The sequence below is a fragment of the Streptomyces sp. NPDC038213 genome, from assembly GCF_055600495.1.
Map to the genome: position 1 here is coordinate 378,354 of NZ_JBVJYM010000002.1, position 19,877 is coordinate 398,230.

General features: G+C 73.5%; 14 protein-coding genes and 1 pseudogene. 7 read left to right on the forward strand and 8 right to left on the reverse strand.

The annotated features are described in order from the left end of the window. Positions 1-32: 32 nt before the first annotated feature. The gene (locus ACZ7JZ_RS04415; RefSeq protein WP_470933399.1) at positions 33-551 is read right to left on the reverse strand and encodes a DUF4240 domain-containing protein; all 519 of its coding nucleotides are present in this window, start codon (positions 549-551) and stop codon (positions 33-35) included. A gap of 56 nt (positions 552-607) precedes the next feature. Here ACZ7JZ_RS04415 and ACZ7JZ_RS04420 point away from each other — a divergent pair, with 56 nt between their 5' ends. Further along, the gene (locus ACZ7JZ_RS04420) at positions 608-1,528 is read left to right on the forward strand and encodes an SDR family oxidoreductase (protein WP_470933049.1); all 921 of its coding nucleotides are present in this window, start codon (positions 608-610) and stop codon (positions 1,526-1,528) included. An 85-nt stretch (positions 1,529-1,613) separates the two neighbouring features. On the opposite strand, the gene aceE is transcribed toward ACZ7JZ_RS04420, so the two are convergent. From aceE to ACZ7JZ_RS04445, 5 genes are all read right to left on the reverse strand, one after another. After that, on the reverse strand, positions 1,614-4,307 hold the full coding sequence (gene aceE / locus ACZ7JZ_RS04425; RefSeq protein ID WP_470933051.1) for a pyruvate dehydrogenase (acetyl-transferring), homodimeric type: 2,694 nt from the start codon (positions 4,305-4,307) through the stop codon (positions 1,614-1,616). Between the two features lie 228 nt (positions 4,308-4,535). Continuing rightward, positions 4,536-5,171, reverse strand: a complete 636-nt coding sequence (locus ACZ7JZ_RS04430) for a GntR family transcriptional regulator (RefSeq protein ID WP_470933401.1) — start codon at positions 5,169-5,171, stop codon at positions 4,536-4,538. 120 nt (positions 5,172-5,291) lie between these two features. Beyond that, entirely contained in the window at positions 5,292-7,064 is a 1,773-nt protein-coding gene (gene sucB / locus ACZ7JZ_RS04435; protein WP_470933053.1) for a 2-oxoglutarate dehydrogenase, E2 component, dihydrolipoamide succinyltransferase, read from the reverse strand. Positions 7,065-7,116: 52 nt separating this feature from the next. Then, complete coding sequence (lpdA, locus tag ACZ7JZ_RS04440) at positions 7,117-8,505, reverse strand: dihydrolipoyl dehydrogenase (RefSeq protein ID WP_470933055.1); 1,389 nt, start codon at positions 8,503-8,505, stop codon at positions 7,117-7,119. 385 nt (positions 8,506-8,890) lie between these two features. After that, positions 8,891-10,420 carry a leucyl aminopeptidase gene (locus ACZ7JZ_RS04445; RefSeq protein ID WP_470933057.1) on the reverse strand — a complete coding sequence of 510 codons (1,530 nt, stop codon included), beginning with the start codon at positions 10,418-10,420 and terminating at the stop codon, positions 8,891-8,893. 349 nt (positions 10,421-10,769) lie between these two features. On the opposite strand from ACZ7JZ_RS04445, the gene ACZ7JZ_RS04450 reads away from it, so the two are divergent. From ACZ7JZ_RS04450 to ACZ7JZ_RS04470, 5 genes are all read left to right on the forward strand, one after another. After that, complete coding sequence (locus tag ACZ7JZ_RS04450) at positions 10,770-12,800, forward strand: hypothetical protein (RefSeq protein WP_470933059.1); 2,031 nt, start codon at positions 10,770-10,772, stop codon at positions 12,798-12,800. Positions 12,801-12,889: 89 nt separating this feature from the next. Beyond that, positions 12,890-14,422, forward strand: coding sequence for a GT4 family glycosyltransferase PelF (pelF, locus tag ACZ7JZ_RS04455; protein ID WP_470933061.1), 1,533 nt, complete (start codon positions 12,890-12,892; stop codon positions 14,420-14,422). After that, positions 14,419-16,140: a hypothetical protein gene (locus ACZ7JZ_RS04460; protein WP_470933063.1), complete on the forward strand. Its 1,722-nt coding sequence runs from the start codon at positions 14,419-14,421 to the stop codon at positions 16,138-16,140. Before pelF ends, ACZ7JZ_RS04460 begins: the two co-directional genes overlap by 4 nt. Positions 16,141-16,224: 84 nt before the next feature. Then, positions 16,225-16,872 carry a spherulation-specific family 4 protein gene (locus ACZ7JZ_RS04465; RefSeq protein WP_470933065.1) on the forward strand — a complete coding sequence of 216 codons (648 nt, stop codon included), beginning with the start codon at positions 16,225-16,227 and terminating at the stop codon, positions 16,870-16,872. Next, positions 16,869-17,744, forward strand: coding sequence for an endo alpha-1,4 polygalactosaminidase (locus ACZ7JZ_RS04470; RefSeq protein ID WP_470933067.1), 876 nt, complete (start codon positions 16,869-16,871; stop codon positions 17,742-17,744). Before ACZ7JZ_RS04465 ends, ACZ7JZ_RS04470 begins: the two co-directional genes overlap by 4 nt. 35 nt (positions 17,745-17,779) lie before the next feature. Here the strand turns inward: ACZ7JZ_RS04470 and ACZ7JZ_RS04475 are convergent, their stop codons facing one another. Beyond that, on the reverse strand, positions 17,780-18,622 hold the full coding sequence (locus ACZ7JZ_RS04475) for an adenosylcobinamide-GDP ribazoletransferase (protein ID WP_470933069.1): 843 nt from the start codon (positions 18,620-18,622) through the stop codon (positions 17,780-17,782). A gap of 70 nt (positions 18,623-18,692) precedes the next feature. On the opposite strand from ACZ7JZ_RS04475, the pseudogene ACZ7JZ_RS04480 reads away from it, so the two are divergent. After that, positions 18,693-19,436: pseudogene (locus ACZ7JZ_RS04480) on the forward strand (hypothetical protein); the annotation flags it as partial. 133 nt (positions 19,437-19,569) lie between these two features. Here the strand turns inward: ACZ7JZ_RS04480 and pspAA are convergent. Next, the gene (gene pspAA, locus ACZ7JZ_RS04485) at positions 19,570-19,848 is read right to left on the reverse strand and encodes a PspA-associated protein PspAA (protein ID WP_470933071.1); all 279 of its coding nucleotides are present in this window, start codon (positions 19,846-19,848) and stop codon (positions 19,570-19,572) included. Between the last annotated feature and the right edge of the window lie 29 nt (positions 19,849-19,877).

The following is a 19,877-nucleotide window of genomic DNA, read 5'->3' on the forward strand; positions in this document are numbered from 1 at the left end:
GGGCGGCCCCGCCGGGAACCGCAGGGGAGCGCCTACGGCCGGAAGCGGTCCCAGAGCCGGGGGAAGCGCTCCGCGAGGGCGGCCTCGTTCTCGAAGTCGAGGGGGGCGCCCTCCGGTTCGGCGGCCTGCAGGGGGATGCCCAGGTCCGGAGCGACCACCCCCGTCAGCTGCTCGTACGCCTCGTCGGCCGCGTAGCCCAGCTCCTCGCCGTCCCCGTCGATCTCCTCGTCGAACTCCCCGAGCAGCTCGGCCAGCCGGTCCGGCTCGTGCACCCCGCCCTCGAAGACCTCGCGGCCCTGCCCGATCAGCCAGCACCGGAAGTAGTCGAAGGCGTCGTCGCTGGCCCCGTCGAGCAGCACCCAGGCCGCCCCCCACAGGTCCCAGGTGTACGCGCGGTTGTACCGGGCCTCGAAGTGCCGGGCGAAGTCCAGCACGGAGTCCGGGTCGAGCTGGACCAGCCGCTCGACGAGCAGGTCGGCCTGTTCGTCCGGGTCGCCCTCGGCGGCCTCGCGGGTACGGTCGACGATCTCCCAGAACTCCGTCTCGTCCATCACGCGTTCCAGCATCACGGGTGCACGGGCCGCCCGCCACCGCGAGAATCCGTCGTATGCAGAGCACACAGCCGCTGAGCGGGAAGACCGCCCTCGTGGCCGGGGCCACCCGGGGGGCCGGCCGGGCCATCGCCGTGGCCCTGGGGGCCGCCGGGGCCACCGTCTACGTCACCGGGCGCACCAGCCGGGAGGGCCCCAGCGAGGTGGGCCGGACCACCGAGACCATCGAGGAGACCGCCGAGCTCGTCACCGCCGCCGGAGGCACCGGGACCGCCCTGGTCGCCGACCACCTCGACCCCGCGCAGGTGCGCGCCGTCATCGAGCGGATCGACGCCGACCGCGGCCGCCTCGACCTCCTCGTCAACGACCTGTGGGGCGGCGAGCACCTCGTCGTCTTCGGCACGAAGATGTGGGAGACCGACCTCGACGCCGGCCTGCGGATGCTCGAGCTGGGCGTCAAGAGCCACATCATCACCAGCTGGCACGCCCTCCCGCTGCTGATCCGCCACCCGGGCGGCCTGCTGATCGAGGTCACCGACGGCACCGCCGAGACCAACGACCGCTTCCGCGAGAACTTCTTCTACGACCTCGCCAAGAACGGCCCCATCCGGATGGCCCGCACCCTCGCCCACGACCTGGAGGGCACCGGCTGCACCGCCCTCTCCCTCACCCCCGGCTGGCTGCGCTCCGAGCAGATGCTGGAGGCCTACGGGGTCGCCGAGGAGAACTGGCGCGACGCCGTCGCGAAGGTACCCGGCTTCGCCGTCTCCGAGTCCCCCGTCTACATCGCCCGCGCCGTGGCCGCCCTCGCCGCCGACCCGGACGTCTCCCGCTGGCACGGGCAGTCCCTCTCCAGCGCGCAGGCGGCCCGCGCGTACGGGTTCACCGACGCGGACGGCAGCCGCCCCGACGCCTGGGCGTGGGTCCAGGAGGTGGAGGTGGGCGGGGCCGACCGCAGCCCCGAGGAGTACCGCTGACGGGACACCCCGGGACGCACGGGGGCGGCCGCACCCCCGTCGGGGGTGCGGCCGCCCGCACGTGCTCAGGACCTGCCGGCCGGGCCTACAGGCCGTAGCGCTCCCGCGCCTCCTTGACCGCCGACGCCGGGACCTCGCCGCGGCGGGCCAGCTGCGCCAGGGCTGCGACCACGATCGACTGCGGGTCCACGCCGAAGTGGCGGCGGGCGCCGTCGCGGGTGTCGGAGAGGCCGAAGCCGTCCGTACCCAGCGAGGTGTAGTCCTGCGGCACCCACTGGCTGATCTGGTCCGGCACCTGGCGCATCCAGTCGGATACCGCCAGCACCGGGCCGGGGGCGCCCTCCAGCACCTTGGTGACGTAGGGGGTGCGCTCCTCGCCGTTCAGCAGCGCCTCGTCGCACTCCAGGGCCTCGCGCCGCAGCTCGCCCCACGAGGTGGCGGACCACACGTCGGCGGAGACGTTCCAGTCGGCGGCCAGCAGGCGCTGGGCCTCCAGGATCCAGTGGATGGCCGTACCCGAGGCCATCAGCTGGATCTTCGGGGCGTCCGCGGCCGGCACGGCCAGGCCCTGGCCGGCCAGGGCCGCCGCCGTGTTGAAGCGGTACAGGCCCTTGACGATGCCCTCTTCCACGCCCGCGGGCATGGCCGGCTGCGGCTTGGGCTCGTTGTAGACCGTCAGGTAGTAGAAGACGTCCTCGGGCTTCTCGCCGTACATCCGCTCCAGACCGTCCTTGACGATCACCGCGATCTCGTACGCGAAGGCCGGGTCGTAGTTGAGCGAGGCCGGGTTGGTGGCCGCGATCAGGTGCGAGTGGCCGTCGGCGTGCTGGAGGCCCTCACCCGTCAGGGTGGTGCGGCCCGCGGTGGCGCCCACGATGAAGCCCTTGCCGAGCTGGTCGGCGAGCTGCCACATCTGGTCGCCGGTCCGCTGCCAGCCGAACATCGAGTAGAAGATGTAGAACGGGATCATCGTCTCGCCGTGCGTCGCGTACGACGTGGCGGCGGCGATGAAGTCGGCCATGGCGCCGGCCTCGGTGATCCCCTCGTTGAGGATCTGGCCGTCCTTGGCCTCCTTGTAGTACATCAGCTGGTCGCGGTCGACCGGCTCGTACGTCTGGCCCAGCGGGGAGTAGATGCCCGCGGACGGGAAGAGGGACTCCATGCCGAAGGTGCGGGCCTCGTCGGGGACGATCGGCACCCAGCGGCGGCCGGTCTCCTTGTCCCGCATCAAGTCCTTGACCAGCCGGACGAAGGCCATGGTGGTGGCCATCTCCTGCTTGCCGGAACCCTTGAGCAGCGGGGCGTAGGACTTGTCCGCCGGCAGCGGCAGGGCGCTCTGGTGGACCCGGCGGGCCGGGGCCGGGCCGCCGAGGGCCGCGCGGCGCTCGTGCAGGTAGCGGACCTCGGGGGAGTCGGCGCCCGGGTGGCCGTACGGCACCTGGCCGTCGGCGAAGGCGCTGTCCGGGATCGGCAGGCCGAGCAGGTCGCGCATGTCCTTGAACTCGTCGACCGTCAGCTTCTTCATCTGGTGGTTCGCGTTCTTCGACTCGAACCCGGAGCCCAGCGTGTAGCCCTTGACGGTCTGCGCGAGGATCACCGTCGGCGCGCCCTTGTGCTCCAGGGCGGCCTTGTACGCGGCGTAGACCTTGCGGGGCTCGTGGCCGCCGCGCGAGGTGTGGAAGCACTCGGCGATCTTCGCGTCGCTCAGCAGCTGCCCCAGGGCCGCGAGGGCCGGGTCGCCGCCGAAGAAGCGCTCGCGGATGTACGCCGCGTCGCGGGTCGCGTACGTCTGGAACTGCGCGTCCGGGGTCTCCCGCAGGCGGCGGACCAGGGCGCCCGTGGTGTCCAGCTGGAACAGCTCGTCCCAGGCGGAGCCCCACAGGGTCTTGACCACGTTCCAGCCGGCGCCGCGGAACTGGGCCTCCAGCTCCTGCACGATGCGGAAGTTGGCGCGCACCGGGCCGTCGAGGCGCTGCAGGTTGCAGTTGACCACGAAGGTGAGGTTGTCGAGGCCCTCGCGGGCCGCCAGCGCGAGGGCGGCGGTCGACTCGGGCTCGTCCATCTCGCCGTCGCCCAGGAAGGCCCAGACGTGCGAGTTGGCGGTGTCCTTGATCCGGCGGTTCTGCAGGTAGCGGTTGAAGCGCGCCTGGTAGATCGCCGAGAGCGGGCCGAGGCCCATGGAGACCGTGGGGAACTCCCACAGCCAGGGCAGGCGCCGCGGGTGCGGGTAGGAGGGCAGGCCGTTGCCGCCCGACTCCTGCCGGAAGTTGTCGAGCTGCTGCTCGGAGATGCGCCCGTCGAGGAAGGCGCGGGCGTAGATGCCGGGGGAGGCGTGGCCCTGGATGTACAGCTGGTCGCCGGAGCCGTCCTGCTCCTTGCCCCGGAAGAAGTGCTGGAAGCCGGTCTCGTAGAGCCAGGCGGCCGAGGCGAAGGTGGCGATGTGGCCGCCGACGCCGTACTTGGAGCCGCGGGTGACCATGGCGGCCGCGTTCCAGCGGTTCCAGGCGGTGATCTTCGCTTCCATCTCCTCGTCACCGGGGAACGAGGGCTCCGCGGCGGTGGGGATGGTGTTGACGTAGTCCGTCTCCAGCAGCTTGGGCAGGGCGAGCCCTGCCGCCTCGGCGTGCTGGAGCGTGCGGCGCAGCAGGTATTCGGCGCGCCGGGTACCGGCGGCCTTGGCGACGGCGTCGAGGGACTGCGCCCATTCGGCGGTCTCTTCGGTGTCGCGGTCCGGGAGCTGGTCGAGCTCGCTCGGAAGCTTTGCTACGGGGTCGGACATCGGTGTGCGCCGCCTTCCGGACTGGTGGAGCGGGTGAAGACTTTTGGGTCCCTGACGGGCAGGACAGGGCATCCGGACCTGGTTGTGGTCCGCGAAAGACTGTAAATGCCTGATCGATGATCGATCAAAGAAAACTGGCGAAAATTTGCTCGACCGGCGAAAGTCGGCATCGCGTGCCGTTGTATAGGGCACGCAGTGCCAGGGCAAACCGGTACAGAAGGGGCGGCCTCAGGCCTGCGGTGCACATCCGAGCACGTGCCGCTTCACCAGGAGGCCGATCTCGGGATCGCTGCGGCGGAAGGCCTCGACGAGCATCTCGTGCTCCTCGGCGAAGGCCTTCTGGACGGTCCCCAGCCAGCGGATCGACAGGGCCGTGAACACCTCGATGCCCAGCGACTCCCAGGTGTGCAGCAGCACGCTGTTGCCCGCCGCGCCCACCATCGCCCGGTGGAAGGCCACGGTGTGCCGCACCTGCGCCGTGCTGTCCTCCGTGCGGTCCGCCTCGCGCAGGGCGGTCACGTGGGGCTCCAGGAGGCTGTCCAGCAGCCCGGCGTCCGAGGCCAGCCGGGGGGCCGCCAGCTCGGCGGCGATCTGCTCCAGACCGGCCCGGACCGGGTAGATCTCGTCCAGGTCGGAGGCGGTCAGGTTGCGGACCCGTACGCCCTTGTTGGGGGCGGACTCGATCAGCCGCAGGGTCTCCAGCTCGCGCAGGGCCTCCCGTACGGGCGTCTGGCTGACCTCCAGCTCCACCGCGATCCGGCGCTCCACGATCCGCTCGCCGGGCTTCCAGCGGCCGCTGACGATCCCCTCCACGATGTGCTCGCGGATCTGCTCGCGCAGCGAGTGCACCACGGGTGGGGTGATCATCTGGGATTCATCTCCTGGGGGTCGGGAGGGCCTTGTGCGTAGACAATACGGCGGCGCCCCCGCCCGGAAGTGCTCCGGGCGGGGGCGCCGACGTGAGGCTCGTTACAAGCCCCGGTACTACAGGCCGAGCTCCACCTCGAACTCGCCGGCCTCCAGGATCGCCTTGACGGCGGTCAGGTAGCGGGCGGCGTCCGCGCCGTCGACCAGGCGGTGGTCGTACGACAGCGTCAGGTAGGTCATGTCGCGGACCGCGATGGTCTCGCCGAGGTCCGGGTGGTTGATGACCACGGGACGCTTGACGGTCGCACCGATGCCCAGGATGCCGACCTGGTTCGGGGGCACGATGACGGTGTCGAAGAGGGCACCGCGCGAGCCGGTGTTGCTGATGGTGAAGGTCGCGCCGGACAGCTCGTCCGGAGTGATCTTGTTCCCGCGGACCTTGCCGGCCAGGTCGGCGGTCGCCTTGGCGATGCCGGCCAGGTTGAGGTCGCCCGCACCCTTGATGACCGGGGTCATCAGGCCCTTCTCGGAGTCCACGGCGATGCCGATGTTCTCCGAGTCGAAGTAGGTGATGGTGCCCTCGTCCTCGTTGATCCGGGCGTTGACGACCGCGTGGGTCTTCAGCGCCTGGGCCGCGGCCTTGACGAAGAACGGCATGGGGGAGAGCTTGACGCCCTCGCGGGCCAGGAACGAGTCCTTGGCCTGCGCCCGCAGCTTCATGATCTTGGTGATGTCCACCTCGATCACGGAGGACAGCTGGGCCTGCCCGTGCAGCGCCTTCATCATGTTGTCGCCGATGACCTTGCGCATGCGGGTCATCTTGACGGTCTGGCCGCGCAGCTCCGAGACCGCGGCGGCCGCGGCCGCGGCCGGGGCCTTGGCGGCCGGGGCGGCAGCCGGCGCCGGAGCGGCGGCAGCGGCCTTGACGGCCTCGGCGGCGGCCAGGACGTCCTGCTTGCGGATACGGCCGCCGACACCGGTGCCCGTGACCGAGGACAGGTTGACGCCGGACTCCGAGGCGAGCTTGCGCACCAGCGGGGTCACGTACGCGCCCTCGTCGCCGGCCGGAGCCGGAGCCGCGGGGGCCGCGGGGGCGACCGGAGCCGGGGCGGCCACCGGGGCGGCAGCCTGGACCGGGGCCGGGGCGGCCACCGGGGCGGCGGGAGCCGCCGGGGCGGGAGCCGCGGCCGGAGCGGCCGGGGCGGCCGGAGCCGGAGCGGCGGCCGGGGCCGCGGCCTCGACCGGAGCCGGGGCGGCGGGAGCCGCCGGAGCGGCCGGAGCCGCACCCGCGACGCCGATGACGGCCAGACGGGCGCCGACCTCGGCGGTCTCGTCCTCGCCGACCAGGATCTCCAGCAGGGTGCCGGAAACCGGCGCCGGGATCTCGGTGTCGACCTTGTCGGTGGAGACCTCGAGCAGCGGCTCGTCGGCGTCGACCGACTCGCCGACGGCCTTCAGCCAGCGGGTGACGGTGCCCTCGGTGACGGACTCGCCCAGGGCGGGGAGCACGACGTCCGTGCCGGACGCGGCGGGGGCCGCGACCGTGGGCGCCTCCGAGGCCGCCGGGGCCTCGGAGGCCGGGGCCTCGGCGGCGGGGGCCTCGGCCACCACCGTCTCGGCGGCCGGAGCCGGGGCGGCAGCGGGCGCACCCGTGCCGTCGTCGATGATGGCCAGCTCGGCGCCGACCTCGACGGTCTCGTCCTCGGCGACCTTGATGGACGCCAGGATGCCGGAAGCGGGGGCCGGGATCTCGGTGTCGACCTTGTCGGTCGACACCTCGAGGAGCGGCTCGTCGGCCTCGACGCGCTCGCCCTCGGCCTTCAGCCAGCGGGTGACAGTGCCCTCTGTGACGCTCTCACCGAGCGCCGGAAGGGTTACGGAAACCGCCATGGTTTCTGTTGCTCCTTACGAATTGCGGAAGTGGTCGTCGCGCCCGTGACTGCTAGTCGTGGGAGTGCAGGGGCTTGCCCGCGAGGGCCAGGTGGGCCTCGCCGAGCGCCTCGTTCTGCGTCGGGTGCGCGTGGATGAGCTGCGCGACCTCGGCCGGCAGGGCTTCCCAGTTGTAGATCAGCTGGGCTTCGCCGACCTGCTCGCCCATCCGGTCACCGACCATGTGGACGCCGACCACGGCACCGTCCTTGACCTGGACGAGCTTGATCTCGCCCGCGGTCTTCAGGATCTTGCTCTTGCCGTTGCCCGCCAGGTTGTACTTCAGGGCGACGACCTTGTCCGCACCGTAGACCTCCTTGGCCTTGGCCTCGGTGATGCCGACGGAGGCGACCTCGGGGTGGCAGTACGTGACGCGCGGCACACCGTCGTAGTCGATCGGGACGGTCTTCAGGCCGGCGAGGCGCTCGGCCACCAGGATGCCCTCGGCGAAGCCGACGTGCGCGAGCTGGAGGGTCGGGACGAGGTCGCCGACGGCCGAGATGGTCGGCACGTTGGTCTGCATGTACTCGTCGACGAGGACGTAGCCGCGGTCCATCGCGACGCCCTGCTCCTCGTAGCCGAGGCCCTGCGAGACCGGGCCGCGGCCGATGGCGACCAGCAGCACCTCGGCCTCGAAGGTCTTGCCGTCGGCCAGGGTGACCCGGACGCCGGTCTCGGTGTACTCGGCCTTCTCGAAGAAGGTGCCGAGGTTGAACTTGATGCCGCGCTTGCGGAACGCGCGCTCCAGCAGCTTCGAGCTGTTCTCGTCCTCGACCGGGACGAGGTGCTTGAGGCCCTCGACGACGGTGACGTCGGTGCCGAAGGACTTCCACGCCGAGGCGAACTCGACGCCGATGACGCCGCCGCCCAGGATGATCGCCGAGGCCGGCACGCGGTCCAGGACCAGCGCGTGGTCCGAGGAGATGATGCGGTTTCCGTCGATCTCCAGGCCCGGCAGGGACTTCGGCACGGAGCCGGTCGCCAGCAGGACGTGGCGGCCCTGGACGCGCTGGCCGTTCACGTCGACGGAGGTCGGGGAGGACAGGCGGCCCTCGCCCTCGATGTAGGTCACCTTGCGGGAGGCCACCAGACCCTGCAGGCCCTTGTACAGGCCGGCGATCACGTCGTCCTTGTACTTGTGGACGCCCGCGATGTCGATGCCCTCGAAAGAGGCCTTGACGCCGAACTGGGCGGCTTCGCGGGCCTGGTCCGCGACCTCGCCCGCGTGCAGCAGAGCCTTCGTGGGGATGCAGCCGTTGTGCAGGCAGGTGCCGCCGAGCTTGTTCTTCTCGATCAGGGCAACGTCCAGACCCAGCTGCGATGCGCGGAGCGCCGCGGCGTAACCGCCACTGCCACCGCCGAGGATCACTAGGTCGAAAACGGTGCTGGCGTCGTTCGCCACGTCACGTCCTCCATGCATGTGCGCCGGGCGCCGGTCTTCCGGACCGGGCGGCGGCTGGTGTTCGGCCGCTTATCTTCGGCCCTGTGGTGGGGGCCCTGTCCTGCCGAGAACCCATCTTCGCACTTGTCGAGGGAACGCGGGACGCCGGGCCCGGGGTGCGGCGGGCGGTTCGGCCCCCGCCAGGGGGTTACCGCCGCGTAGGGGGCTGCGGATTCCGTTGCGGACCGCCGGGGCTCCGCAACGGGTCCGCCGGAGGCCCGCCGGGTCTCCGGCGGCGGTGCACCGGTCCTCGACCGGGCGCCGCCCGCGGGGTGCGCCGACACGGACAGCCCCGGACCTGTGCAGGTCCGGGGCCGTGTGCCCGTGTTGCGCGCGGGCAGCCGGGTCAGCCCAGGTCGCCGGTGGCGGTGCGCTCGGCCAGGCGCACCAGGGTGCGGACGGCCGAGCCGGTGCCGCCCTTGGGGGTGTAGCCGAACGGCGCGCCCTCGTGGAAGGCCGGGCCGGCGATGTCGAGGTGGGCCCAGGTGATGCCCTCGCCGATGAACTCCTGCAGGAACAGGCCGGCCACCAGGCCGCCGCCCATGCGGACGCCCATGTTCGCGATGTCGGCGGTGGGGGAGTCCATGGACTTGCGCAGGTCCGCGGGGAGCGGCATCGGCCAGGACTGCTCGCCGACCTCCTCGGCGATCTCGTGGATCGAGGTCCGGAAGGCGTCGTCGTTGGCCATGATGCCGAAGGTGCGGTCGCCCAGGGCCAGCACCATCGCGCCGGTCAGGGTGGCCACGTCGACGATCGCGTCCGGGTTCTCCTCGGAGGCCTTGGTCAGCGCGTCGGCCAGGACCAGGCGGCCCTCGGCGTCCGTGTTGAGGACCTCGACGGTCTTGCCGCTGTACATGCGCAGCACGTCACCCGGGCGGGTGGCGGTGCCGGAGGGCATGTTCTCGGCGAGGGCGAGCCAGCCGGTGACGTTGACCTCGAGGCCCAGGCGCGCGATCGCGACGACGGCCGAGAAGACGGCGGCCGCGCCGGACATGTCGCACTTCATGGTCTCGTTGTGGCCGGCCGGCTTCAGGGAGATGCCGCCCGAGTCGTACGTGATGCCCTTGCCGACGAAGGCGAGGGACTTCTCCGCCTTGGCGTGGGTGTAGCTGATCTTCACCAGGCGGGGCGGGTTCGCGGAGCCCTGGCCCACGCCCATGATGCCGCCGTACCCGCCCTTGAGCAGGGCCTTCTCGTCCAGCACCTGCACCTTGACGCCGAGCTCCTTGGCGGTCGCGGAGGCGACGGCGGCGAAGGCCTCGGGGGTCAGGTCGTTCGGCGGGGTGTTGATCAGGTCGCGGGCGATGTTGACCTCGTTCGCGACGATCTTCGCGCGCTCGGCCGCGGCCTTGTGCTCCTTGTCGCGCGGCTTGGCGCCGAGCAGGGCCACCTCGGCGAGGGGCTGCTTGGGGCCCTCGCCCTTGGCGCCCTTCTTGCCGCCGCCCTGGTAGGCGGTGAAGGCGTACGCGCCCAGCAGGGCGCCCTCGGCCACGGCGGTGACGGCGGAGGCGTCCTCCAGCGGCAGCGCGAAGGCGGCCTTCTTGACACCGGTCAGGGCACGGGCGGCGGCACCGGCGGCGCGGCGCAGCAGCTCCTCGTCGTACGCCTCGTCCTCGTCCGGCACGGAGCCGAGGCCGACCGCCAGCACGACCGGGACCTTCAGGCCGTCCGGGGCGGGCAGCTTGGTGACCTCGCCCTCGGAGCCCGAGGCGCCCAGGGCCTCCAGGACCGAGGCGAGCTTTCCGTCGAACGCGGTCTCGACGGCCTCGCCGCCCGGGGCGACGACGGGGCCCTTGGCGCCCTTCGCCACACCGACGACGAGGGCGTCGGCGCGCAGCGTCGCCGCGCCGGCAGTGCTGAGAGTCAGAGCAGTCACGGTGGTGAGGTCTCGCTTCCGTTGTTTGGGGAGGCCGTGAGGGTGGCGGCCGTACTGGCGATCGTATGCGGGGCCCTGCGGCTGCCGGAAATGACCTTACGCGCCCGCACTCACCCGTACGCCACTCGAAGGATGGCCAGGTTGTTCGACCCCGGCGGTGACCGGTTCACCCATCTGTGGTCTCTGCTCCAGGTTTGCCGCCTACGCAGGAGCCGGTCCGCAACACTCGAGCCACCTTCGCAAGGGGACGCGGGGTTCCTTTGCACTATTTCCACAGAGCCTCACCCGTTCGGTCCCCCACGGCCGGACGGGGGCGGGCTGCTGCGGGGGGAAAGGCTGGAAGGCCAGGATGCTCCACAGGAACCGGATGAACAGGGCGGCCGCCGCATGCATCGCGGCGGCGCTCGTCTCCGTGGCGGTACCGGCGGCGTCGGCGCGCGCCGCGGCCGAGGCCGCCACACCGCGCATCGACCTCAAGGTGCTCGTCGTCGACGACGGCGGCAGCGCCGTCGAGGCGGTCACCGCGGAACTGCGCGACACCGGGGTGCCGTACACGCGGATCGGGCTCGGCGAGCAGGGGCGGCCGCGGATCGACGCGGCCTTCCTCAGCGACACGGTCGACGGACGGCCCCGGGCGAAGTACCAGGGCGTGGTGCTGCCCAACGAGGACCCGTTCGGAGCCGGCTCCGCCGAGATGGCCGCCCTGGCGGCGTACGAGAGCGCGTTCGGCATCCGCCAGGTCGACGCGTACACCTGGGCCCACCCCGGGGTCGGCCTCGAGTACACCGACAACGGCGGCTACGCCGGCACCCTCGACGGGGCCGAGGCCGCCGTCACCCCCGCGGGCCGGGCCGGGCCCTTCGGCTACCTCGCCGGCCAGGTCACCTTCGAGGACAACTCCCCCCTCATCCCGGAGAGCTACGGGTTCCTCGGCAAGCCGCGCCCCGGCTACACCAGCTTCCTGGACGCCCCCGTGGGCTCCGGACGGGCCTCCCTCGTCGGCGAGTACGTCCACGACGGCCGCACCGAACTGGTCGTCACCTTCGGCTACAACCAGTACCAGCGGCAGTTCCGGCTGCTCGCCCGCGGCATCGTCGAATGGCTCACCCAGGGGGTCCACCTCGGCCAGAGCCGCAACTACTTCGCCGTCCACGTCGACGACGTCTTCGCCCCCGACGCCCGCTGGGACACCGAGCTCGACTGCACCCCCGGCGACTTCGACTGCGCCGGCGGCGAGAGCGAGGCCTCCGAGATCCGGATGACCGCCGCCGACGCCCAGTACGCCGCCCAGTGGCAGCAGGCCAAGGGCTTCACCCTCGACATGGTCTACAACGCGGGCCAGGGCGAGGAGTGGAAGGCGGCGCACGGCAGCGACCCGCTCACCACCCAGCTGCTGGCCGACAAGAACAAGTACCGCTGGGTGAACCACACCTTCACCCACCCCTTCCTCGGCTGCGTCCAGGACACCTCCACCGTCCCCTGGTCCTGCGCGAAGACCGCGCAGGGCGCCACCCGGTGGACGAGCCGCTCCGAGATCTCCGCGCAGATCCGCGACAACCACGACTGGGGAGTCGCCAAGGGCCTGGACGTCGACCGCTCCGAGCTCGTCACCGGCGAGCACTCCGGCCTGAAGACCCTGCCCCAGCAGCCCCAGGACAACCCCAACCTGGCCGGGGCCCTCGCCGACAACGGCGTGAAGTGGATCGCGAGCGACAACTCCCGCGAACCCGCCCAGCGGGCCGTGGGCAGCGCCCAGACCGTCCCGCGGCACCCGATGAACGTGTACTACAACACCGGCACGCGGGCCGAGATGGCCGACGAGTACAACTGGGTCTACACCAGCACCGAGGACGGCGGCAGCGGCATCTGCGAGTCCAACCCGGCCTCCACCTGCCTGCCCGAACCGCTCGACACCGCCACCGGCTACCTCGACTACATCGTCCCGCAGGAGGCCCGTACCGCCCTGCGGCACGTCCTGGCCAACGACCCGCGCCCGCACTACGTGCACCAGTCCAACCTGGCCGAGGACCGGATCCTCTACCCCGTGCTCGACCAGGTGCTCGACACCTACCGCGGGCTCTTCGCCGCCAACACCCCGCTGGTCAACCAGCGTCAGCGGGACACCGGCGTCGAGCTCGGCCGCCGCGCCGCCTGGGAGAAGGCCCTCGCCGAGGGCAGGGTGACCGCCCACCGCATCGGCACCACCGTCACCGTCAAGGCGCCCGCCGGGGTCACCGCCCCCGTCACCGCCCCCGAGGGCACCCGCAAGCAGCTGCTCCTCGGCACCGGCGCCTTCGGCACGGCCTACGCGGGCACCCGCTCCGCCTGGACCGCACCCGAACTCCTCCAGAGCGCCGTCACCCTGCGCCTGCCCAGCTGACCCACCGCAGCACACAGCGCCGGCGCCCCGCCCGACCGACCGGAGGTCGGGGCGCCGGCCCCTTCACGTCCTATGGGGGGACACACCGCATGAGCCATGGGCGCCACGTCACCATGCTCACCGAAGGCACCTACCCGCTCGTCCACGGGGGCGTCAGCACCTGGTGCGACCAACTGGTGCGCGGCATGCCGGAGGTCGACTTCAACGTCGTCGCCCTCACCGGCACCGGCCGCGAACCCGTCACCTGGGAGCTGCCCCGCAACGTGTACCGGCACACCGCCGTACCGCTGTGGGGCCCGCCGCCCCGCCGCACCGCGCGGACCGCCCTGCGCGGCCGGGAGCAGCGCCGGTTCGCCGAGACGTACGAACGCTTCCTGCTGGCCCTGCTCGACCCCGCCGACGGCCGCTCCGGGGCCCGGTTCTCCGAGGCGCTGTACGAGCTCGCCGACCTGGCCCGCGCCGGACGCCTCTCCGCGGCCCTGCGCTCCGAATCCGTCCTGCGGCTGCTCATGGCCGTGTGGACCCGCCCCCACCTGGCCACCGCCGCGGCCCGGCCCGCCGTCCACGACGCCCTCGCCGCCACCGATCTGCTGGAGCACGCCCTGCGCCCGCTCGCCGTACGCATCCCCGCGGACTGCGTGGCCCACGCCGTCAGCAGCGGACTGGCCACCCTCCCCGCCCTGACCGCCAAACACCGCGAGGGGGTGCCCTTCCTCCTCACCGAGCACGGCATCTACCTGCGCGAGCGCTACCTCGGCTACCGCACCGCCGCCCAGCGCTGGCCCGTCAAGGCCCTCATGCTCGGCTTCTACCGCGAGCTGAACTCCGAGGGCTACCGGCAGGCCGACCTCATCACCCCCTGCAACCAGTACAACCGGCGCTGGGAGGAGCGCGGCGGCGCCCCCGCCGACCGGATCCGCACCGTCTACAACGGGGTCGACCCGCACCTCTTCCCCGAGGCCGGACCCGAACCGGAGGTCCCCACCCTCAGCTGGTGCGGGCGCATCGACCCCATCAAGGACCTGGAGACCCTGATCCGGGCCTACGCCCTGATGCGCGAGGAGCTGCCCGTCCTGCGGCTGCGGCTCTTCGGACCGGTCCCGGCCGGCTGCGAGGACTACAAGGACCGGCTCGAGAAGCTCGCCGCCGAACTCGGCGTCACCGACGGCATCACGTACGAGGGCCGCATCAGCCAGGTGGCCAGGGCCTACGCGGCGGGCAGCATCGTGATGCTGTCCAGCATCAGCGAGGGCTTCCCCTTCAGCATCATCGAGGCCATGTCCTGCGGGCGCACCACCGTCTCCACCGACGTCGGCGGGGTCCGCGAGGCCGTGGGCGACACCGGGCTGGTCGTCCCGCCGCGCGAGCCCGAGCTGATGGCCCGCGCCACCCTCGCCCTGCTGCGCGACGACGCCCGCCGGGCCGAACTGGGCCGCCTCTCGCGCGAGCGCGTGGTCGAGAAGTTCACCCTGCACCGCTCGGTCGACGGCTTCCGGCACATCTACCGCGAACTGGCCCGCGGCCCCGAGACGGTGCCCGCGCAGACCGCCCCCGCACGCGAGGCCTGGACCACCGCCGACCCCTGGTACCGGGAGCTCGCGGCGGACGGGAGCCTGTGGTGAGCGGGGGCCTGTGGCTGACGCCCGGCACCCCGTCGGGACGGGACACCCTGCCGAGGATCCCGCGGCCCCGCAGGACCGCGGCCGCCCCGGCTCCTCCGGCCGCTGCGGCAGCCGCCGGTACGACGGCAGGTACGTCGGCGGGTACGTCGGCCGCCGGACCCGCCGGCACGACGACCAGTACGACGGCCGCCGCACCCGCTGGCCCCGCCGCACCGCCGCCGGGCCCGCACGCGGCCCGCCCGGCCGGCCCCAGCGGAACCCGCCCGCCCGGCCCCGCCGCCGACCCCATCGAGGAGCTCGCCGAACGCCTCGGCGTGCTCGTCGCCGCGGCCGTCCACCCCGACGAGATCGCCGCCGTCCTGGAGTCCGACGGCATGACCGACGAGCACATCCGCCTCGCGTACGGCCGCCAGGACTCCTTCGCCCTCGCCGAGGACCTCTACCGCAGGGTCCCCCGCGACTACCCCGAACCCGACCGGCTCCCCGACCCCTGGCGGGTCTCCCTCACCGCCTGCCTGCTGCGCGGCATCGCCTTCGTCCTGCCCGGCCTCGCCTACGTGCTCGGCGCCCCCCTCCTCGAAGGCCCCCCGGACGGGCTCGGCCTGCCCTCCGGCACCCTCACCCTGCTCGCCGGCGCCCTCATCGGCTGGGTCTGGGACCAGACCCTGTCCCACCGGGCCTACTCCTGGCTGGGACTCGGCGACCGGGCCGCCGCCGGGCGCACCCTGCTCGTCGGCGCCCCCGCCGGCGCCCTGCTCGGCGCGGCGGCCGCCCTCGCCGTCCCCGGCCCCGCCTTCCCGGCCGCCTTCGCCGCCGGACAGGCCTGCTACGTCGGCGCCGCCACCGTGCTCCTCGTCCTGGGCCGGGAGCGGCTCCTGCTCTGCGCCCTCGCCCCGATGGCCGCCGGCGCGGTCCTCGCCCTGGCCGTCGGACTGCCCGACGCGCTGCGGGTCGGCCTGCTCGCCGCCTCCCTGCTGGCCGCCTGCTCGCTGGCCGTCCGCGAACTCCCCGTCCGCGACGGCTTCCGCGCCGCCGCGGCCCGCATCCGGGCCCGCCGGGCCGCCCGGGACCAGGGCGGCCCGGTGCGCTGGCGGGTGCTGCGCACCGCGGAGGAGGACCCGGGCCCGCGCGGACCCCGGTTCGCGGACTCCCTGCCGTACGGGGTGTTCGGCCTGGGCACCGGCGTGCTCGTGCTGTACGCCGCCCTCGGCGAGGTGCTCGCGGGCGGCACGGCCGCCGCCGCGGCCGCACCCTCCGCCGTGGCCCTCACCCTCAGCATGGGACCCGCCGAATGGCTCCTGCACCGCTTCCGCAGCGGCAGCCTCGCCGGACTCCGCTCGGCCCTGACCCCCGCGGAGTTCCGGCGCCAGATGGCCGCCCGGCTCGCCGAATGCCTGACCGCCTACCTCGCCGTCCTCCTGCTCCTCGGCATCACCGGCACCCTGCTGTGGCCCGGCGCGCCCGGACTCGGCGGACTGCGGCTGCTCACCCTGCTGCTGCTCGGCGCCGTGATGTGGACCGGCCTGCTGCTCCAGTCCTTCGGGGCGGTGCGGCTGGCCGCGGGGGTCTGCGCCCTGGCCGCCGCCTGCCAGACCGTCACCCTGCTCACCGGCACCGGGGATCCGCGGCTGGTGCAGCTCGCGGTGGCCGGGACGGCGGCCGCGGCCCTGTCCGGACTGGTCTGCGCCCTGCTGGGCCGGGCCACGGCCCACCGCTGAGCCGGCAGGCCCCGTACCCGGTCCGCCCGCCCCCGATCCCGTCGATCCGCCGATCCCCTTGATCCGCCCGAACCGAAGGAAGCCATGCTCCTGGTGCCCCTCTACGAGCACCCCGCCGACCGGCCCGAGGCCTGGGAGGCCCTGATCCGCTCGGCCCGGCGCCTGTACGCCGTGGTGCTCAACCCCGACAGCGGCCCGGGCGGGGCCCCCGACGAGCGGTTCGCCGCGGTCGCCGCCCGGCTGCGCGAGGCCGGGGTCCCGGTCCTCGGCTACACCGATACCGACTACGGCCGCCGCCCGCACGCCGAGGTGGTGCGCGACCTGCTGCGGTACCGGGACTGGTACGGCGCCGACGGCTCCTTCCTCGACCAGGCCGCCGCCGACGGCGAACTGCTCGGCCACTACCGGCGGCTCGCCGTCGCGGCCCGCGCCGCCGGATGCCGCACCCTCGTCCTCAACCACGGGGCCCACCCGCACCCCGGCTACGCGGAGTTCGCCGACCTCCTCGTCACCTTCGAGGGGCCCTGGGACGCCTACCGGGAGGCCGTGGTGCCCGCGTGGACGGCCGGCCACCCCGCCGAGCGGTTCTGCCACCTCGTGTACGCCGCCCCGCAGGACGCTCCCGCCGCCGCCCTGGCGCGGGAGCGCGGCGCCGCCGTGCACTGCGCCGTCCCCGGGACGGGCGCCCACCCCTGGGGCACCCTCCCGCACGCCCTGGAGGCCGCCGGATGACCCGGCCCACCGTCCCGCGCAGGCCCCGCGCCCGCCTGCGGGCGGCGTGCGGGGCCTGGGCGGCCGCGGCCGCCCTGCTGCTGACGGCCGGCTGCACGGCGGACGGCCCCGGCGGGGGAGCCGGGCCGGGCGGCACGCAGAAGCCGGCGCCGCGGCCGGGCCCGCGCTGGCAGCCGGAGCCGGGCACCGCCTGGCAGTGGCAGCTCAGCGGCCCCCTGGACCTGTCGGTGGACGCGCCCGTGTACGACGTGGACGGGTTCACCACCACCGCAGGCCAGGTGGCGCAGCTGCACGGGAAGGGCCGCAAGGTGATCTGCTACCTGTCCACGGGCGCCTGGGAGGAGTTCCGGCCGGACGCGGGGGAGTTCCCCGAGCGGGTCCTCGGCAAGGGCAACGGCTGGGAGGGCGAGCGCTGGCTCGACATCCGCCGCACGGAGGTCCTGGAGCCCCTGATGGCCGCACGCCTCGACATGTGCCTGGAGAAGGGCTTCGACGCCGTCGAGCCGGACAACATGGACGGCTACCGGAACGACAGCGGATTCCCGCTCACCGCCGCCGACCAGCTCCGCTACAACCGGCTGATCGCCCGGCTGGCACACGACCGGGGGCTCGCCGTGGGCCTGAAGAACGACCTCGACCAGATCCCCGCCCTGGTGGGGGAGTTCGACTTCGCCGTCAACGAGCAGTGCGCCCAGTACCGGGAGTGCGGCCGTCTGGAGCCCTTCACCCGGGCCGGGAAGGCGGTCTTCCACGCCGAGTACGAGCTGCCCGTGGAGCGGTTCTGCGCGCAGAGCGCCCGGCTGCGGCTGAGCTCGCTGCTCAAGAGGTACGAGCTGGGCCCCTGGCGCCGGACCTGCCCGGCAGGCGGCTGACCGCCCTTCCCGGTGCCGGCCGGGTGCGCCCGCGCTCAGCCCAGGGCGAGGACGACCAGGGCGGCGGTGGCGGAGACCTCGGCCACCGCCCCGAACACGTCCCCCGTCACCCCGCCGAAGCGCCCCGTGCACCGGCGCAGCACCCCCTCGGCCGCGGCCAGCGCCAGGCCCACCGCGGCCGCGTGCTGGAGTACGGCCGCCGGGCCCAGCGGCAGCGCCGCCGCCGCACAGGCGAGGACCACCACCGCCACCGCGGCGGCGGCCGTCCGCCCGGGGACCACACCGGCCACGGTCGCGCCCAGCCCCTCCGGGCGGGCCGCCGGAACGCCCCCGCGCGAGGCCAGCGTCAGGGCCAGCCGGGAGGCGGCCCCGGCCACCAGCGCGGCCAGGGCGCCCCGTACCCAGCCCTGCCCGTACAGCTCCGCCAGGGCGGCGGTCTGCGCCAGCAGCAGGAAGACCAGGGCGATGACGCCGAACGGCCCGATGTCCGAGGCCTTCATGATGCGCAGCGCGTCCTGCGCGGGCTTGGCGCTGCCCAGCCCGTCGGCGGTGTCCGCCAGTCCGTCGAGGTGCAGCCCGCGGGTCAGCGCCGCCGGTACGGCCACGGTGGCGACGGCGGCGAGCAGCGGACCGGCCCCGAGCAGCAGCAGTACGGCTCCCAGCGCGGCCGCGAAGGCCCCCACGGCCAGCCCGGCCAGCGGGGCGCAGGCCATGCCCGTGCGGGCGGCGGGGCGGTCCCAGCGGGTGATCCGGGCCGGCAGCACGGTCAGGGTGCCGAAGGCGAAGCGGATCCCGTCGGCGAGGGAGGCGCGCTCGGCCGGCGGCACCGCGGGGAGCGGCGGCGGGGAGGGCTGCGAAGGCGGGTGGGATTCGGTCATCGCGGCGAACGCTACCCGCTCCTGACGCCAGGTAAATTTCCCAATACGTACCAAAACTGGAGCTGGTGGTATGGGTCACTGGTGGTATCGGAACATCGTCGAGCCGGGCAAGCTCCCGATGCTGCTCGCCCTGGTGTCCTTCGTGCTGTCCTTCCTGGTCACACGGACGATCACCCGGCTGATCCGGGCCGGGAAGGGCCCCTTCAAGAACGTCACCCCGGGCGGGCTGCACGTCCACCACGTGGTCCCGGGGATCGTGCTGACCGTCATCGGCGGGTTCGGTGCGGTCGGCAGCGGGCGGCACGGCTTCGGGGCGATGCTGTCGGCGGTGATCTTCGGGCTGGGCGCGGGGCTCGTCCTCGACGAGTTCGCGCTCGTCCTGCACCTCGACGACGTGTACTGGAGCGAGCAGGGCCGCAAGAGCGTGGAGATCGTGGTGCTCACCGCGGCCCTGGTGGCGCTGGTGATCGGCGGGTTCCTGCCGTTCGGGGTGAACGAGCTCACCGAGGAGGAGCGGGCCAACCGCGGGCTGGTCGCCGTCAACACGGCGACGAACTTCTTCCTGGCCCTGGTCGCCCTCTGGAAGGGCAAGCCCAGGACCGCGCTCGTCGGCACCCTCGTGCCGTTCGTCGCGCTGATCGGGGCGATCAGGCTGGCCCGGCCGGGCTCCCCGTACGCCCAGCGGTTCTACGCGAACCGCCCGAAGGCCCGGGCCCGGGCGGGCCTGCGCGCCTTCCACCACGACCGGCGCTGGGCGGGCCCCCGCCGGAAGTTCCAGGACCTGATCGGCGGAGCCCCCAACCCGGATCCGCCCGGCACCGACCCGGCGGCCGTCCGCGGCGGACCCGCAGCCCCCGGGGGGCACGGGGGCGCCGACACGCCCGAGGCGCACGGCGTACCGGACGCGCCCGGCGGGCCCGACACGCCCGACGGACCCGGTGGTTCGCTCAGCCCGGGATCAGACCGTCGTCCCTGAGCATCTCCCGGACCTCCTCCAGCGTGGCGTCCGGAGCCGGGAGGATCAGCTCGGAGGGCTCCAGGGCGGCGTCCGGCAGGGGGGAGCCGAGCTCCCGCACCCGGTCCAGCAGGGCCCCGAGGGTCCGCCGGAAGCCGGGGCCGTCGCCGCCCTCCATCTCGGCCAGCAGCTCGTCGTCCAGCACGTTCAGCTCCGCCAGGTGCGCGTCGCCGAGCTCCAGCTGGCCTTCCCCCATGATCCGGACAATCATCACGGCTCCTGCCTGCCCGCTACCGGGCC